This window comes from Arthrobacter sp. NPDC058192 (assembly GCF_042883665.1).
Taxonomy (GTDB): Bacteria; Actinomycetota; Actinomycetes; order Actinomycetales; family Micrococcaceae; genus Arthrobacter.
This window is the reverse complement of record NZ_JBHVVJ010000001.1, coordinates 216,679-232,846: the sequence shown is the minus strand read 5'-3', so window position 1 is coordinate 232,846 and position 16,168 is coordinate 216,679. Positions and strand designations below refer to the sequence as shown.

Here is a 16,168-nt window from a genome sequence, read left to right as displayed (position 1 = left end):
AATTTCTATCCTGCCCCTGTCAGGGGGCGCGCGCCACCTTTGAATGGTTGATTTTCAGGCTGTTAACAGCCCATAACCGCCGCCGCTACAACCGCCCGAACAGGGCTCCCGCGACCTGGCGGGTCAGCTGGTGGATGAGGTCCAGCCGGTCCTCGCTGTCGGCGTCGTTAGGACCCCACGTGTAGATGACCACGGCGTAGGAGCGGTCCCCTGAACTGAGCAGCGCGGCGTCGTGGACGTATCCTTCCACCACGCCGTACTTGTGATGGACAGTGATCTCCGGGGAGAGGGCCGCCGGGATGAGGTCTTCGTCATTGGTGTGCTGCATGTAGCCGAGCAGCTCCGCAGTGTGGTCGGCGTTGAGCAGCTTGCCGGTGGAGAGCTGCCCGAGGAGCCGGGCCACATCCGTCGGGGCCAGCAGGTTTTGCTTGGGATCGTAGGCGATGCCGAGGGTCGCGGCGTAGTCGGTCAGGCGCGGATAGCCGATGTCCTGCATCAGCAGCAGCCACGCGTCGTTGTTGCTGGCGTTGATCATGGCCTGGAGCTGGAACGCGGCGTTGAACGCGCCCAGTCGTGAGTCAAGAGACTTTTCGCCGGTTTCCACGAGGTGGTAGTACGCGGCGGCGGTCAGGACCTTCGCGGTGCTCGCCGCCGTGTACGGGGCGACGTCGCCGTAGCTCTGCAGCTGACCGTCGCGGGTGTTCAGAACGGCGACGCCGATCCTGTGATCGGGGTGTTCGCCGATGATCCGCTGGATCTCGGCGGGGAGGTCGACGGCGGGGCCGGCCGGCTGGCTGGCAACGGCCGGGGCGGCCTCCGGTTGGCTCTGCTGGAAGCTCACCTCCGTGAAGGCACGTTGCGGCGACGATCCGCTGAGGAGGATGCCGGAAACCACGACGCCGGCCAGCACCAGCGCGAGGGCGGCCCAGACGAACGCCAGCTTCCTGCGGTGGTGCGGCGCGGCCGGCCGGGAGCCCGGTTTCGTCATGTGCGTGCGCCTTCCTGGCTGGCGGTGGTTCTCACTTCGTGGTGCTCACGGATTTGACGTTAGGCGCGGTCGGCGGCGAAGTCCACGGAACGCGCGGGGCGCCGCGGAAGTCGGTCCGGATTCCGCTGTCCATGTGCCGGACCCGGCCCCGGCACGCGGTGTGCCTCTACTACGCTGGCATTCATGACCCGAAAAATCACCGTTACCCTGCCGGACGCGTCCTTGCGTGAACACTTTCAGCCGCATCCGGACGTCACCATCCTCGAGTGGGACTTCGACGGTGCGCCACCGCAGCCGCGGATCGACATCGCGGTGCAGCCCTACATGAGCGGCCCGCAGGTTCTGCGGGGTCTGGAAGGCGTGGAGACGGCGCTGGTGCAGAGCCAGTCGATCGGGTACGACGGCGTGGCCGGCTGCCTGCCTTCCGGCCTGGTTTTCGCCAACGCGGCCGGTGTCCACGAGACCTCGACGGCGGAACTCACAGTTGCCCTGATCCTTGCCAGCCAGCGCGAGTTTCCGCGCATCATCCAGAACCAGCAGGAGGGCCGGTGGGAGACGCGGCCCACGGCCAGCCTGGCCGACCGCCGCGTGCTGATTGTCGGCTACGGCGGAGTGGGCAAGGCGATCGAGGACCGGCTTCTTCCCTTCGAGGTCAGCGTGACCCGGGTGGCGAGCAAGGAGCGGACGGACGAGCGGGGACCTGTCCACGGCATTGCGGCGCTCCCCGCGCTGCTGCCGGAGCACGACATCGTGGTGGTCGGCGTGCCGCTGAACGACTCCACCCGGCACCTGGTGGACGACGCCTTCCTCTCGGCCATGCCGGACGGCGCCCTGCTGGTGAACATAGCGCGCGGGCCCGTGGCGGACACGGACGCCCTGGTGCGGCACACCGCCTCGGGGCGGATCCGCGCCGCGCTGGACGTCACCGACCCCGAACCCCTGCCGCAGGATCACCCGCTGTGGCGGACCCCGGGCGTTCTCATCAGCCCGCACGTGGGCGGGGCGAGTTCGGCAATGCGGCCGCGGATGGGCCGGCTGCTCCAGCGCCAGATCGGCCTCATGCTGGCGGGCGAACCACCGGTGAACGTGGTCCTGAACGGCTAGGCGGGACGGGCCGGGCGACTCTGGCGGCCCGGGCGGTCAGCCGGCCGGAGCCGGTTCCGGCTGGGCGGTGTCCACCACGCAGAACCGGTTGCCTTCGGGGTCGGCCAGGATCACGTAGTCTGCGTCCGCCGGCCGCTTGCTCCACTCCACGCGGGTGGCGCCCAGGGCCAGGAGGCGTTGGACTTCCGCGTCCTGCTGCTCGGTATAGAGGTCCAGGTGGATCCGCGGCGGAACCTGGACCGGCGCGGGCACTCTGTCCAAGGAGACGCACGGGCCGGCACCGCCCCGCGGCGCGAGGATGACAAAATCGTCACTCGGCTCGTGCCGCGGCTCGTAGCCCAGGGCAGCCTGCCAGAAACCCATCTGGCGTTCGAGGTTGTCCACCCGGATCACGATCGAGCCAATGCTCAGCATCCGCCCCAAGCTACACCCGGGCGAACAGCCCGGCAAGCAATCCCGCCGGGCAAACCACCTCCGCCGACGCGCCTCCGATTCGCCGTGAGAGGAACGCAGTCCATTCCCGGGATGCGGACGTAAACTGACGTTCGGATCACCGCGTACAGCGGGAATAACACTGCGAAGTGGAGACCGGATGCTCTGGAAACTGCTCGTCGAATACCTGCGGCCGCAGCGGCGGCTGCTGCTCGCCGTCGTCGTCTTCCAGCTGGCGGCCTCCATTGCCTCGCTGTATCTGCCCACCCTGAATGCGGACATCATCGATAACGGTGTGGCGACGGGGAACACGGAGTACATCCTGCGCATCGGCGGCGTGATGCTGATGGTTACCCTGCTGCAGATCGTCTGCACCGTTGTGGCCGTGTATTTCGGTGCGAAGGCCGCGATGGGCCTGGGCCGGGACGTCCGGGGTGCGATTTTCGGCCGCGTGGCCGCGTTTTCCGAGCAGGAGGTCACCCGCTTCGGCCCGCCCAGCCTGATCACCCGCTCCACCAACGACGTCCAGCAGGTCCAGCAGCTGGTCCTGATGTCCGCCACGCTCATGGTCACCGCACCCATGCTCTGCATCGGCGGGGTGATCATGGCCATCCGGCAGGACGTGCAGCTGTCCTGGCTGATCGCGGTCAGCGTGCCTGTGCTCGTGGCCGGCGTCGGGTTGATCGTCAGCCGGATGGTGCCGCTGTTCCGGCTCATGCAGGCCCGGATCGACACGGTCAACCGGGTGCTGCGCGAACAGCTCACGGGCATCCGCGTGGTGCGGGCCTTCGTCCGGGAGGACGTGGAAACCGCCCGCTTCACCCGCGCCAACGAGGACGTCACGGACACCGCGCTGCGGGCAGGCCGGCTCATGGCGCTCGCGTTTCCCACGGTGATGCTGGTGCTGAACGTCTCCAGCACGGCCGTGATCTGGTTCGGCGCGTTCCGGATCGAGGACGGATCCATGCAGGTGGGCACCATGATCGCGTTCCTGAGCTACCTGATGCAGATCCTGATGTCCGTCATGATGGCCACCTTCATGGCGATCATGATCCCGCGCGCGGCGGTCTCGGGGGACCGGATCGGCGAGGTGCTCGGCACCGAATCCAGCGTCCGGCCGCCGCTGCACCCGGTCTCGCGCGCGGCCGGCCGGGCGGCGCGCGGCGAACTGGAGATGGACGACGTCGGATTCGCCTACCCGGGTGCCGAGCAACCCGTGCTTTCGCACGTGAGTTTCACCGCCCGCGCGGGGCAGACGACGGCGATCATCGGCAGCACCGGCGCCGGCAAGACCACCCTGGTGAACCTGATGCCGCGGCTGTTCGACGCGACGTCGGGTGCGGTGCGGATCGACGGGGTGGACGTGCGGGAGCTCCACCCGGACCTGCTGTGGGGGCACATCGGCCTGGTCCCGCAGAAGCCCTACCTCTTCTCCGGCACCGTGCGCAGCAACCTGCTCTACGGCAAGCCCGACGCCACCGAGGACGAGCTGTGGCAGGCCCTGGCCATCGCGCAGGCGCAGGACTTCGTGCAGGAGCTGGAGGGCGGGCTGGACGCTCCGATCTCGCAGGGCGGGACCAACGTCTCCGGCGGCCAGCGGCAGCGGCTCGCGATCGCCCGCGCACTGGTGAAGCGGCCCGAGCTCTACATTTTTGACGACTCCTTCTCCTCGCTGGACACCGCCACGGACGCCCGGCTGCGGCAAGCGCTCAAACAGCACACCGCCGGGGCCACCCTGGTGATCATCGCCCAGCGGGTCTCCAGCATCGTGGACGCGGACCAGATCCTGGTGCTCGAGCGCGGCAGGATCGTGGCGCACGGTACGCACGAGGAACTGCTGGAGACATCTGGGACGTACCAGGAGATTGTGAACTCCCAGCTCGCGGCGGAGGAGGCGGCATGAGCCGGACCGACAAGGCGCCGACGCCGGCTCCCGCTGCCGTTCCCGCTTCCGCTCCGGGCGCCGCGCCTCCGGGCCCTTCCGCGCCTGCGGGGGCGCCCGCCGCGCAGACCCCCATGCGCATTCCCCGCCCCGCGGGCGGGCCCGGCCGCGGCGGCCCGTTCGCCGGGATGAACATCCCGGTGGAGAAGGCAATGAACTTCGGGCCGTCCGCCCGGCGGCTGCTGGGGGAGCTGCGGCCCGAACGGCTGTGGCTGACGCTGGTACTGATGCTCGCCGTCGTCGGCGTGACGTTCTCGGTGATCGGGCCCCGGCTGCTGGGCGAGGGCACCAACCTGATCTTCGCCGGCGTCGTGTCCAAGCAGCTGCCCCCAGGGGAGAGCCAGGCCCAGGTGATCGCGCAGCTGCGCGCCGCCGGGCAGACCCAGCAGGCGGACATGCTCAGCGCCATGACGCTGACGCCCGGCACCGGGATCGACTTCGCCGCGCTGGCCTCCGTGCTGCTGTGGGCGCTGGCGCTTTATGTGCTGGCCTCGGCGTTCGGCTGGATGCAGGCTTACCTGCTCAACGGCGTCGTGCAGCGCACCATGTTCCGGCTGCGCCAGCGGATCGAGGCGAAGATCAACAAGCTGCCGCTGCGCTACTTCGATTCCGTGCAGCGCGGCGAGGTGCTCAGCCGGGTGACCAACGACGTCGACAACATCTCCCAGAGCCTGCAGCAGTCCATCAGCCAGGCCGTGACGTCGGTGCTGACCGTGGCGGGGGTGCTGGTGATGATGATCCTGCTCTCGCCCACGCTGGCGGTGATTGCGCTGGTGACCATTCCGCTGACGCTGGTGACGACGGCGGTGATCGCCAAGCGCTCGCAGAAGCTGTTCGTGGCGCAGTGGCGGCACACCGGCGAGCTGAACGGGCAGATCGAGGAGACGTACACCGGGCACGCGCTGGTGAAGGTGTTCGGCCGGCAGCGCGAGGTGGAGGAGCGATTCCGGCAGAAGAACGTGGAGCTGTACCAGGCCAGCTTCGGCGCGCAGTTCATTTCCGGGCTGATCATGCCGGCCATGACGTTCATCGGGAACCTGGTCTACGTGGGGATCGCCGTGGTGGGCGGCCTGCAGGTGGCGTCCGGGGCGATGCAGCTCGGCGACGTGCAGGCGTTCATCCAGTACTCCCGGCAGTTCACCCAGCCGCTGGCCCAGCTGGGGTCCATGGCCAACCTGCTGCAGTCCGGGGTGGCGTCGGCCGAACGGGTGTTTGAGCTGCTGGACACCGAGGAACAGTCGACTGATCCGTCTCCCTCCGTGGCACCTTCCGGCGGCCAGGGGCGACTGGTGTTCGAAGACGTCTCCTTCGCCTACGCGCCGGACAAGCCGCTGATCTCATCCCTTTCTTTGGTGGCCGAGCCGGGCCAGACAGTCGCCATCGTCGGGCACACCGGCGCGGGCAAGACCACGCTGGTGAACCTGATGATGCGCTTCTACGAGCTCGACGCCGGGCGGATCACGCTTGACGGCGTGGACGTCACCGCGATGACTCGCAACGAGCTGCGCTCGCGGATGGGCATGGTGCTGCAGGACACCTGGCTGTTCGGCGGGACCATCCGCGACAACATCGCCTACGGCCGGCCCGGTGCGTCCGAGGACGAGATCCTCGAGGCGGCGCGGGCGACGTACGTGGACCGGTTTGTCCGGTCCCTGCCCGACGGCTACGACACCGTTCTGGAGGACGAGGGCGGCAATGTCTCCGCGGGCGAGAAACAGCTGCTGACCATCGCCCGGGCGTTCCTGGCCCGCCCGTCCGTGCTGATCCTGGACGAGGCGACGAGCTCCGTGGACACCCGCACCGAGGTGCTGGTGCAGAAGGCCATGAGCGCGTTGCGGTCCGACCGGACTTCGTTTGTCATTGCCCACCGCCTCTCCACCATCCGCGACGCCGACCTCATCCTGGTGATGGAATCAGGGCAGATCGTGGAGCAGGGGACGCATGCGTCCCTGCTGGCGGCCGGTGGGGCGTACGCCGCACTGTACGCGGCGCAGTTCGCTGCTCCGGCGGCGGAGGTATAAACGTCTGCGGTCTGCGAGGCCGGCCAACGCTGACATACGCGTTGACTCCGGCCTTTGGGGATGATCGGCAGACACAGTCAGATCCCCACGGGTGCTGGTGAGCATCAGCATTGTCAGGTTGAGATCTGAGAGCCTCTTGGGGCCGTGTCAAGAAAGGGGGAATCAGAACCTATTCTGACAACCTTTCGATCGCCTGCCTGACGTCAGGTTGGGGTGTACGTCAACCAAATAGTGCCCGGGTGACGAGCTACTCGCTCCTAGGCATTTTTGGCCGAGGTCCCCGCAATAGCAATGGGCGAACCGGCGAAGCCATCGGCAGACTCCGTCCCTCTTCCATTCCTATCCTGCTTGCGCGAGGGCTTCCTCAACGATGTGTTCGGCGATGGCGAGGGAAGCCGTGGCACCGGGGGAGGGTGCGTTGCGGACCTGGACGAGCCGCCCGGTGGAGCGGATGACGAAGTCGTCGACGAGACTTCCGTCCGAGTTGAGGGCCTGCGCACGGATCCCGCGCACGCCCTTGACCACGTCGGCTGATTCGATGGCCGGCACGAATTTGCGGGCTTCTTCGACGAAGGCATTTTTGCTGACCGCAGTGCGGACCTGCCGGAGGGTCGCGGGGATGTTATCGGCGGCAAACTTCCAGAAGCCCGGGTACGTCAGCGTGTCCGCCAGGTCGCGCAGGTTAGGTGCGTTGTTCCGGTAGTTTTCCCGGGCAAGGGACAGGAAGGCGTTGGGGCCGAGCATGACCGCGCCGTCCACGCGTTTGGTCAGGTGCACACCGAGGAAGGGGTACCGGGGGTCCGGGACGGGGTAGATGAGGCCGTTGACGAGTGAGGAGCGCTCGGGGCGGAGAAGGAAGTAGTCGCCGTAGAACGGCACGATTTGCGGTCCGTCGTCCTTCTTCCCGCGGGTTCCCGTCCGGTCGGTGACGGCGTTGGCGAGCCTGTCAGACTGCAGTCCGGCGCACGTGATGACCAAGTCGAAGGCCTCTGCGTCGAAGCCGGAGCCGGAAATCCTGACCTCGGAGCCGGTCACGTCCAGCCCGGTGACCAAGGCTCCGAGACGGATCTGTCCGCCGTCGGCCTTGACGTCCTCGGCGAGCGACCGGGTAAGTGCTGGGTAGTCGATGATGGCGGTGTGCGGGGAGCGCAGGGCGGCGATGCCTCCGGTGCAGGCCGGTTCCAGTTCGCGCAGCCGGTCGCGGTCGATGATGGCGACGTCGGGGACGCCGTTGGCCTTGGCCCGTTCGAAGATGCTGTGCAGCCGGTCGAGCTCAACGCTGGTGTGTGCTACGACAACCTTTCCGCATTCGTCGTAGGCGATGTTGTTCTTAGCGGCGTATTCGGCCAGCAGATCGACCCCGCGGCGGCAGAGCCGGGCCTTGAGCGAGCCGGGCTCGTAGTAGAGGCCAGCGTGGACGACGCCCGAGTTGTGGCCCGTCTGGTGTCCGGCCAGGTCAGACTCTTTCTCAAAGAGGGTGACCTGGGCGCCGTCGACCATCCGGGACAGCTGCCGGGCCACTGCGGTGCCGATGATTCCGCCGCCGATTACTGCAATTCGATTCGTTGTCATTACTCTTCTTCCGTTCTACTCAGCCACCACTCACCAGCCCGAGTCACAAGGTTCGGACCAGCCCGCCGTCGCAGCGAAGCGCTGTGCCCGTCACGTAGGAGGCAAGACCGCTGCATAGAAAGGCGGCCGTTGCTCCCAATTCCTCGGTGTTTCCGTAACGCCCCGCTGGGATGGACGCACGCGATTCTTGTTCAATTACGTCAACCGTGACTCCGCGTCGTCGGGCTGCCGCACGGTCAAGGCCACGGGTCCGCTCTGTCGCGATTCGCCCCGGGAGCAGCATGTTGACTGTGACATTGTCCGAAGCCACCTCTGCCGCGAGCGTTTTCAGGTACCCTGCCAGGGCAGCACGGCCGGTGTTTGATAGCGCCAAATTCGGCAGTGGGGCGGCCACGCCGCTTGAGCCTATTGCCAGGATCCGGCCCCATCGACGGTTTCTCATGCCTGGCAGAAAGCTGCTCACGAGTGCGTGCTGGGGCCGAAGCAGGAGATCGAACGCGGAGGACATATCTGCACTGCTGAGTCCGGTCGCTGTTCCCGGGGCCGGCCCGGGTCCGTTCAGCACGACGATGTCCACGGAGCCAAAGCGTGATTCGGCTGCGGTTATTGCTGTGCTGAGGCCCTCCTGCGTGCAGAGATCGGCTTCGACGCCGATCGCCGCGGTTGGCAACTCTGCTGCAATCTTTCTGGCCTCCTCGCCTCGTCGGCCGGTGATGACCAGATGGGCGCCTTCCCTGGCCAGGGCCGAGGCGACGGCCAACCCCAGGCCTCCGGTAGACGCCGCCACGAAGGCTGTTTTCCCCTGAATGCCGAGATCCACTAGGAGGCCTGTCGCGCCGGAGGCCGCGCAGGGGCGTGTCCTGAAATGTTCATGTAGCTTGTCTCCTTGGTGTCAGAGGGTCAGGGCATGTATTTCATGCCCTGGTAATCCTCGATGTACTACGACTCAGTTTTTTCACTTCATCATCATTTCAGCCCGTCGAAACGACGGTGATGCGGTTCGGGGGCGGGCACAAAGTTGTCGAGGCTGGCTACCGGGGACTTTGCCGACCGCTTGAACCTCATCCTGGACGTTTTCGGCGAACGCGTGTCCGCTAGGCCCAAGGGCCCTGTCCTGATCTGGAACCAGCAACTGGAGACACCGAGAGGCCAGCCCGACAGCCAGCGAGATGCTATTGAAGCCACCCATAGAAGGGGCGGCAGTGGATCGCTGCAGCGCACCCTGAGAAACAGGCAATTGCGGGACGGCCCGAGCGGTGGTTAGCTCCGGGCCGTCCCAAGCTGCGCTGGCGGCCGGAATCGAATCGGTAGGGTCGGTATCGGTATGACAGCGCGGCATGCCTCCGGGACTAGGAGAGGAGGTCCTTGGCGATGATGTTCCGCTGGATCTGGTTGGTGCCCTCGATGATCTGCAGTCCCTTGGCCTCGCGCATGAAGCGTTCCATGGGGTAATCGGTGCTGTAGCCCTTGGCACCGAAAATCTGAATTCCGTCCAAGGTGATCTGCATGGCGGTATCGGTTGCAAAGGTCTTGGCGATTCCGATCAGCGGCGCTGCCTCCCGGGGTGACATCCCGGCGTCGAGAACGGCTGCTGACTTGTAGACCAGGTGCCTCGACGCTTCAAGGCCGATCTTCATGTCTGCCAACATCCACTGCAGGCCTTGGAAATCGGCGATTGGCTGGCCGAATGCCTGGCGTTCCTTCGCGTATGCCACGGCGTGTTCGAGGGAGCCCTGTGCAAGACCGAGCGCACGCGCTCCAACGAGGGGGCGCAGCCGTGTAAAGGTGCTCGCTGCGGTCTTAAATCCCTCGCCTTCCTCACCCAGCCGGTCGCTGGTGGGGACAAAGACGTTGTTGAACTCCACCTCACAGGACGGGATTGCCCGGCCGCCGATCTTGTTCATCTTTGCGCCCCTGGTGACCCCTTCGGCGTCCGTGGGTACAACGAAGGCGCTGAGCCCCTTGTGACCGGGACCGCCGGTGCGGGCGAAGGTGACAAAGTAGTCAGATACCGGAGCGTTTCCGGCCCAGACTTTCTTTCCTGTCAGCCGGTATCCTCCCGCCACAGGCTCGGCCCTGGTCTGCAGGTTTGCCATGTCGGAGCCGACGTCGGGCTCGGTGTTGGCTGTGGAGAACCGCAACGTGCCGTTTGCCAGCTTCGGCAGGAACCGCTCCTGCTGTTCGGCGTTGCCTGCGGCGCTGATCGCGAAGAACGGCTGCCAGGTCATCATCAGCAGGTATGAAGTGTTGTAACAGGTGCGGGTCAGGCCCTCGATGGCCAGTGCGCAACTGAGGATGCCGGAGTTCCGGCCCCCGTGCTCCGGGGCGAACGGCAGTGCCAGAAGGTTTTTTTCCACCAGGAGGTCGAACATGTCTTGGGGGTATTCGCCGGTCTTGTCCCGCCTGTCCGCGCCGGCGGCTACGGGTCCGTCCGCCAGCACTCGGATTTCTTCCTGAAGGGCAATCTGTTCGTCAGTGAGTGCGTACTGGTCCTGCTGTTTGGTCTCGGTGATCGTGGTCATGACTGCTCCTCTGCGTGGGTTTCTTTTGTGTTTGTGGGGTGTGGTGCGGTGGGGTGATAACTTGGCTCGCGGGCTGCTCCCTGGGCTACCAATCGATCTATGTCACTGTTCGGGAAGCCGAGTTGGCGCAGGACTGCCCGAGTGTGCTCGCCCAGGCGTGGCGGGGGAGTGTCCACAACAGGCCATGGTGGGTCCGCCTCCACCGGGGTACGGACCTGCCTCAGAGTGCCGACAGCGGGATGCTGCACTTCCAGTGTCCGGGAAGGCGCGCCGGGCAGGACGTCGGATAGTTCAAGAACGGGGACGGCGCCGCGTCCTTCCGGGCCGAGCAGTTCCAGCCAGTGCTTACGGGGGCGGGTGCGGAGGATTGCCGCAACCTGCGCGCGGTTCAATTCGGATCCGTTGGACGGTTCAGACTGGAGGCCGGCGGCAATCCAGGACTCAGCGTCGTTCTCCACCCACAGCGACCGGCCGTCACCGCAAACGTACGGACCCCTGATCGAACCGGGGTCTACAGTTGAGTCAGCGTTTCCCACCTGATCCGTTTGGGCGTACAGCTGGGTGTCCAGCAGATTGAGGTCGATTGTGGAGCCCATTCCGCTGTCCGCCCGGCGGTGGAGTGCTGCCAGGATACCGACGGCGGCGAGAACTCCCGCCCCGACGTCCGGCAGACTGACTCCCATCCGCACCGGCCTGCCCTCTAATTGTCCGGTGGACGCCATCGAGCCGCTCAGTGCCTGTATCACCGGGTCATTGGCCGGGCGCGTCGCATAGGGGCCATCGGGACCAAAAGCGGACACGGTGCAGTAGATGAGTTCCGGATACCTGGCGCGCAGCTCAGCGGCGCCCAACCCGAGCCGTTCAGCAGTGCCGGGCCGGAAATTCTGAACGACGACGTCGGACCGTTCCACGAGCTGCAGTGCGGCATCCAACCCTTCCGGCTGCTTGAGATCCAGCGAGACGCTGCGCTTACCGCGGTTGAACCCGAGGAAGATGGCTGACTCCCCGGCGGAGTAGACGCTACCCATGCCGCGGCCGATCTCGCCGGCGGGTGGTTCGACCTTGGTGACCTCGGCGCCAAGGTCCGCCAGCAGCATGGTGCACCAAGGCCCGGCGACAAAATGCGTCAGGTCCAGTACGCGCACCCCTGCCAGCGGCCCGGTCATGAGACTGTTGCGCCGTCGGGGCGCCCGGATGCGCCGTCCATGGTGAGCGGGGCCGTCGGCCCAAGCGCCAGGACCGACCAGTCTGGGTGCAGGTGGCGGTATGCCGCTTCGACGATCCAGTAGTTGCCGTAGGGCATGACGTCCTCCAGGGGGAAGCGGGAGAATCCTGCTCCGGCTTTCTCTGCCGGGAGGCGGCCCCAACTGCTGTGCAGAAGGACTCCGCCGGGAGAGAGATAGTTGGTGAACAGCTCGGCGGTAATGGAGTCCGCCGCCGCCGAGGCCCATGCGGCCGATTCATCGTCCAGCCGTGCCAGGCGCATCAACGCATTCGCTGCGATGGTCGCGCTGCAGGAGTCGCGAGGGACGGCAGGTGCGTCGGGGTCTGCGAAGTCGTAGAACGGCACATGGTCCTCGGGCAGATGGTTCACGTACCAGCGGCACACCTTGCGTGCCACCTCGAGGAAGCGGGGATCGCCGGTGGCTTCATACACGTTGACGTAGTTGTGCATTGCCCAGGACTGCCCCCGCGCCCACGTGGTGTTGTCGCTGTAGCCCTGCATTGAGTAGCGGCGGGCTGGCTGACCGGATTCAAGGTCGAACTCGATGGCCTGATACGCCGCGCCGTCCTCGCGCACGATACCGTAGTCCAGCAGGTTGGTGTTGTGCACCCGTGCCGCAGCGGCCAGTTCCGGGTCCTCGGCGGCGGCCCAATAGAACGGAAGCAGGTTCAGCCCCGTGTCAATGACGGCGCGGTTGACGCCTACGACCTGGAAGAACACTCCCAGGCGCTCGTCGAAGTTTGTCCTGTACTGCCGCGTCGCCTCGAGGGCGGCTTTCGCGAGGCCGGCATCCCCGGTGAGGCGCGCTCCCAGGCAGGACGCGTAGAACAGGTCGCTGCCGGCCGCCGAGAACCGCGGCGGCTCCTGGGACAGGCTTCCTGCGACAACGCCGGCCAGCTTCCGGGCCGCGGCACGAACGCGGTCGTCATCGAAGTGGTCGGCCACCAGCCAGAGTCGCCCGGTCAGAAAGCCGACCCACTGGAAGGTGGACCAATCGTGCGGCAAGTAGGCCTCACAGGGACGGTAGCCACCGGTGGTGTACTTGAATCCGGGAACGGCGCCGACAGGTGAGTTCTCGATGAGCTGGAGAACCGGTTCGAGGCCGCGGCGGACGTCTTCGAGAGCCTGCTGTGCCAAGTCCTGAGTGGAAGAGCGCTGCGTGGTTAATGTTGGAATGATGCTCATGAGATTCCTTCGTGACTCTTGCTTGTGCTGTAGCTTTGGGTGCGCCGGGGCTGTGCTGCGGCCGGTTCAGGGCCTAGGGCGGCAGCGCCGCCATCAATGAGATTCCGGAGTTCTGTGTCCGAGATGCCGGCCCCCTGCAGGATTTCCTTCGTGTGTTCGCCCAACAGCGGCGGCGCGTTCCGGACAGGCGGACGCTCGCCGTCGAACGTCATGGGGAGGCCGACGGTGGTCAGCTCTCCCAGGGTCGGGTGCTGCATTTTGGCCAGCAGTCCGTTGTGGATGACCTGGGGGTCGGACATCGCTTCCGAAAGGTTGTTGACCGGTGCGCACGGGACTCCGGCGTCCTGAAGCGTCTTCAGCCACTCCGCGCTGGGACGCTGTGCCATGAGCGTGCCGAGCTGATCGGCGAGTTCCGCCCGATGCTCCACTCTCCCGACATTCGTGGCGTATTTCGGATCGTTGGCAAGCTCCGCCCGGCCCAGCCCCGAACACAGCAGGCGCCAGAATTTGTCGTTGATGACCGCAATGTACACGTAGCGGTTGTCGCTGCAGCGGAAGGCCTGATAGGGCGAGAACTGCGGGTGCGCGCTCCCCAGCCTCGGCTGTTCTTCGCCGTTGATGAGGTATTCCTGCGCGCGGGGTCCTAAGGCAAATACGGACACGTCCAGCAGGTTCAGTTTGACTTCGCTTCCCTGCCCGTTGCGCTGCCGGCCCACAAGTGCTGCAAGGATGGCATAACCGGCCATCATCCCGGCGCCGAAGTCGGGAACACTCACGCCCTGCCTGGACGGCGGACCGTTTTCCTCGCCGGTAATCGCCATGGCCCCGGAGAGTGCTTGGACAATGGGGTCGTTGCCAGCCAGATCCACGTACGGCCCTGAAGGTCCGAATGCGGAGATGGACGCGTACACAATGCCGGGATTTCGCTCGGCAAGGCTCGCCCGGTCCACACCGAGCTGCGCGGCTTTTCCGGGCCGCAGATTCTCCACCACGACGTCCGCGTTCTCGGCAAGGCGGAAGAAGACTTCCCGGCCCTCCGGCTGCTTCAGGTCAAGGGCAACGCTGCGCTTATTCCGGTTCAGAGACAGAAACACAGCACTCTGGTCACCCGCATAGATGCTGCCGGCCTGCCTTGACATATCCCCGGTCTCGGGCTTTTCGATCTTGATAACGTCGGCACCCAGGTCCGCCAGGACCATGGTGCACCATGGGCCGGCCGCAAGGTGGCTGAGATCCAGGACCGTGATTCCTTCAAGCGGCAATCGTTCGGCCATTACTACTCCTTGGTTCGTATGTAGGAAACCGGTTCGAGCATGTGCCCCCAATTGACCCATGCTGCGCGGTTTCACTTTTGTTGTCTGTTAGCGGGTAGAGAGTGCCGTGGATACGGTGTCAGCGGCCTGGACTACCTGGGCGCCGAGCTCCCTTTGCTCTGCGGTGTTCTTGCTGGAGCCAAGATAGGCCAGGCTGAGTGCTGCAACAACCTTTCCCGTGTGGTCACGGACGGGGGCTGCGAAGCCCGTGATGGCCGAATGCAGTTCCTGATTGTCGAGCGCATAGCCGCGTCTGGCCTGCTCCTGCAGGTCTTTACGGAAGGCGTCGGCGTCCGTAATCGTGTGGCCGGTCATGCGTTCGAAGACATGCTCTGCAAGCCACTGCTCCCGGTCGGCTTCAGGCAGGGCTCCTATGAGTACCTTGCCCAAGGACGTGACATGTGCGGGGATGCGGGTCCCTACGTGCGTTACCAGCCGTACCAGGCTGTCCCTGTTCTCTACCTTTTCTATATAGAGGACATCGTGTCCATCCAGTACAGCGAGGTTGCACGTTCCGCCGGTGCGGCCGGACAGTTCCTCCATGGCAGGTCTGGCAAGCTCCGGGAGATCAACGAGTTCCAGGGCAGTGGCCGCAAGAGAGAACAGCCGGAGACTCAGCCTGTACCGCTGGCTGGCGTCCCTGACCACGAACTCCTTGGCCTGCAGGGTTTGCAGGAGCCCGTGCGTGGTGCTTTTTGGCAGATCCAGTGCCTGTGCGATCTCGATCATCCGCATGGGTGACTTACGTTGCGAAAGCAGCTCCAGGAGAGCGGCAACACGCTCGACGGAGCGAACAAATCCGTTGTCGCTGACCAATTTTCATAACTCCTTCTCCGGCTGCACAGTCTATGGAACAGTAACAGCAGGCCCACTCGAATCGTTTCTTGCCTATCCGGTGACGGGTGTCACGGGAGGTTGGCCATCAAGCACGGCCAGAGCATTTTTCACTGCGAGCAATGCCATGCCCGTCCGTGTCTGCTCCCCGGCGCTTCCAATGTGGGGGGTGAGCACCACATTGTCCAGTTCGAGCAGTCCCGGATGAATGAACGGCTCATTCTCGAAGACATCCAGTCCGGCCCCGCGGATGCGTTTGGCCTTCAGCGCCTGCACCAGTGCGTCCTCATCTATCAGCGGGCCGCGGGCCGTATTGATGATCACTGCCCCAGGTTTCATGGAGGCGATCGCCTCGGCATCGATCAGGTGGCGCGTCTGGGCTGTAAGCGGTGCATGAAGGCTTACAACGTCGGCCGTGGCCAGGAGTTGGCTCAACGGCATCCGTTCCACCCCGCCGTTGGCTGTTGGTGCGGAGCCAGCGGCGATCACGCGCATTCCGAAAGCCCGAGCCCTTTTGGCAACGGCTTCCCCGATGCGGCCGTAACCGACGATGCCGAGTACTTCCCCGGTGAGGTCACGGCCGAGGAAGAGCCGAGGTCCCCACGACCAGGACTCACCGCGCCGGAGGAAGGCGTCCGCCTCGACAATCCTGCGGTTGAGCGCCAGCAGGAGACCCATTGTCAGGTCTGCAGTTGCGTCGGTGAGGACGTCGGGCGTATTGGTGACCGTGATACCGCGGCTCCTGGCAGCTTCGACGTCGACGTTGTCGGTGCCCACTGAAACTGCCGAAACCACCTGCAGCTGAGGGCCGGCGCGGTCGAACAATTCGGCATTCATCACCTCGGTGAGCAATGTAATGATCCCCGCAGCACCGCTAACCCCGTTTAGGAGGTCATGCCGGGTGGGCGGCAAGTCGCGATCCGGGTGCACTACGAGCTCCCGTCCGGAGTTCCGCAGTATCCTCATCGGTTCCGGGCCGAGGTCCCGTGTAACGTACAAGTGCCCTGTAGCCATGACCACCTCCATGTGG

General features: G+C 65.5%; 13 protein-coding genes. 3 read left to right on the top strand and 10 right to left on the bottom strand.

All coding sequences use genetic code 11. The features are described 5' to 3' along the window. Positions 1-85: 85 nt before the first annotated feature. Positions 86-988 (bottom strand): serine hydrolase, encoded by a 903-nt coding sequence (locus ACFVVK_RS01125; protein WP_390262227.1) that lies wholly within the window; start codon positions 986-988, stop codon positions 86-88. 183 nt (positions 989-1,171) lie between these two features. On the opposite strand from ACFVVK_RS01125, the gene ACFVVK_RS01120 reads away from it, so the two are divergent. After that, on the top strand, positions 1,172-2,092 hold the full coding sequence (locus tag ACFVVK_RS01120; protein ID WP_390262224.1) for a 2-hydroxyacid dehydrogenase: 921 nt from the start codon (positions 1,172-1,174) through the stop codon (positions 2,090-2,092). A 36-nt stretch (positions 2,093-2,128) separates the two neighbouring features. On the opposite strand, the gene ACFVVK_RS01115 is transcribed toward ACFVVK_RS01120, so the two are convergent. Further along, positions 2,129-2,506: a VOC family protein gene (locus tag ACFVVK_RS01115; RefSeq protein WP_390262221.1), complete on the bottom strand. Its 378-nt coding sequence runs from the start codon at positions 2,504-2,506 to the stop codon at positions 2,129-2,131. A 178-nt stretch (positions 2,507-2,684) separates the two neighbouring features. On the opposite strand from ACFVVK_RS01115, the gene ACFVVK_RS01110 reads away from it, so the two are divergent. Continuing rightward, positions 2,685-4,427 carry an ABC transporter ATP-binding protein gene (locus tag ACFVVK_RS01110; protein WP_390262218.1) on the top strand — a complete coding sequence of 581 codons (1,743 nt, stop codon included), beginning with the start codon at positions 2,685-2,687 and terminating at the stop codon, positions 4,425-4,427. Then, positions 4,424-6,487, top strand: coding sequence for an ABC transporter ATP-binding protein (locus tag ACFVVK_RS01105; RefSeq protein WP_390262215.1), 2,064 nt, complete (start codon positions 4,424-4,426; stop codon positions 6,485-6,487). The genes ACFVVK_RS01110 and ACFVVK_RS01105 overlap by 4 nt, the downstream gene beginning before the upstream one ends. Before the next feature lie 339 nt (positions 6,488-6,826). Here the strand turns inward: ACFVVK_RS01105 and lhgO are convergent, their stop codons facing one another. From lhgO to ACFVVK_RS01065, 8 genes are all read right to left on the bottom strand, one after another. Beyond that, complete coding sequence (lhgO, locus tag ACFVVK_RS01100) at positions 6,827-8,059, bottom strand: L-2-hydroxyglutarate oxidase (protein WP_390262212.1); 1,233 nt, start codon at positions 8,057-8,059, stop codon at positions 6,827-6,829. A gap of 43 nt (positions 8,060-8,102) precedes the next feature. Continuing rightward, on the bottom strand, positions 8,103-8,879 hold the full coding sequence (locus ACFVVK_RS01095; protein WP_390262210.1) for an SDR family oxidoreductase: 777 nt from the start codon (positions 8,877-8,879) through the stop codon (positions 8,103-8,105). A gap of 529 nt (positions 8,880-9,408) precedes the next feature. Then, complete coding sequence (locus ACFVVK_RS01090) at positions 9,409-10,581, bottom strand: acyl-CoA dehydrogenase family protein (RefSeq protein WP_390262207.1); 1,173 nt, start codon at positions 10,579-10,581, stop codon at positions 9,409-9,411. Continuing rightward, positions 10,578-11,747 (bottom strand): CaiB/BaiF CoA transferase family protein, encoded by a 1,170-nt coding sequence (locus ACFVVK_RS01085; RefSeq protein ID WP_390262204.1) that lies wholly within the window; start codon positions 11,745-11,747, stop codon positions 10,578-10,580. The genes ACFVVK_RS01090 and ACFVVK_RS01085 overlap by 4 nt, the downstream gene beginning before the upstream one ends. Then, positions 11,744-12,943: a hypothetical protein gene (locus tag ACFVVK_RS01080; protein WP_390262201.1), complete on the bottom strand. Its 1,200-nt coding sequence runs from the start codon at positions 12,941-12,943 to the stop codon at positions 11,744-11,746. Before ACFVVK_RS01080 ends, ACFVVK_RS01085 begins: the two co-directional genes overlap by 4 nt. 44 nt (positions 12,944-12,987) lie before the next feature. Beyond that, positions 12,988-14,265, bottom strand: coding sequence for a CaiB/BaiF CoA transferase family protein (locus ACFVVK_RS01075; RefSeq protein WP_390262198.1), 1,278 nt, complete (start codon positions 14,263-14,265; stop codon positions 12,988-12,990). Positions 14,266-14,352: 87 nt separating this feature from the next. Beyond that, positions 14,353-15,120 carry an IclR family transcriptional regulator gene (locus ACFVVK_RS01070; RefSeq protein WP_390262195.1) on the bottom strand — a complete coding sequence of 256 codons (768 nt, stop codon included), beginning with the start codon at positions 15,118-15,120 and terminating at the stop codon, positions 14,353-14,355. A 72-nt stretch (positions 15,121-15,192) separates the two neighbouring features. Further along, on the bottom strand, positions 15,193-16,152 hold the full coding sequence (locus ACFVVK_RS01065; RefSeq protein ID WP_390262192.1) for a 2-hydroxyacid dehydrogenase: 960 nt from the start codon (positions 16,150-16,152) through the stop codon (positions 15,193-15,195). Between the last annotated feature and the right edge of the window lie 16 nt (positions 16,153-16,168).

What these genes read in the sequence shown, in the direction of transcription:
- ACFVVK_RS01125 (WP_390262227.1), bottom strand. Translation starts at nt 988, where the DNA reads ATGACGAAACCGGGCTCCCGGCCGGCCGCGCCGCACCACCGCAGGAAG.
- ACFVVK_RS01120 (WP_390262224.1), top strand. Translation starts at nt 1,172, where the DNA reads ATGACCCGAAAAATCACCGTTACCCTGCCGGACGCGTCCTTGCGTGAA.
- ACFVVK_RS01115 (WP_390262221.1), bottom strand. Translation starts at nt 2,506, where the DNA reads ATGCTGAGCATTGGCTCGATCGTGATCCGGGTGGACAACCTCGAACGC.
- ACFVVK_RS01110 (WP_390262218.1), top strand. Translation starts at nt 2,685, where the DNA reads ATGCTCTGGAAACTGCTCGTCGAATACCTGCGGCCGCAGCGGCGGCTG.
- ACFVVK_RS01105 (WP_390262215.1), top strand. Translation starts at nt 4,424, where the DNA reads ATGAGCCGGACCGACAAGGCGCCGACGCCGGCTCCCGCTGCCGTTCCC.
- lhgO (WP_390262212.1), bottom strand. Translation starts at nt 8,059, where the DNA reads ATGACAACGAATCGAATTGCAGTAATCGGCGGCGGAATCATCGGCACC.
- ACFVVK_RS01090 (WP_390262207.1), bottom strand. Translation starts at nt 10,581, where the DNA reads ATGACCACGATCACCGAGACCAAACAGCAGGACCAGTACGCACTCACT.
- ACFVVK_RS01085 (WP_390262204.1), bottom strand. Translation starts at nt 11,747, where the DNA reads ATGACCGGGCCGCTGGCAGGGGTGCGCGTACTGGACCTGACGCATTTT.
- ACFVVK_RS01075 (WP_390262198.1), bottom strand. Translation starts at nt 14,265, where the DNA reads ATGGCCGAACGATTGCCGCTTGAAGGAATCACGGTCCTGGATCTCAGC.
- ACFVVK_RS01065 (WP_390262192.1), bottom strand. Translation starts at nt 16,152, where the DNA reads ATGGCTACAGGGCACTTGTACGTTACACGGGACCTCGGCCCGGAACCG.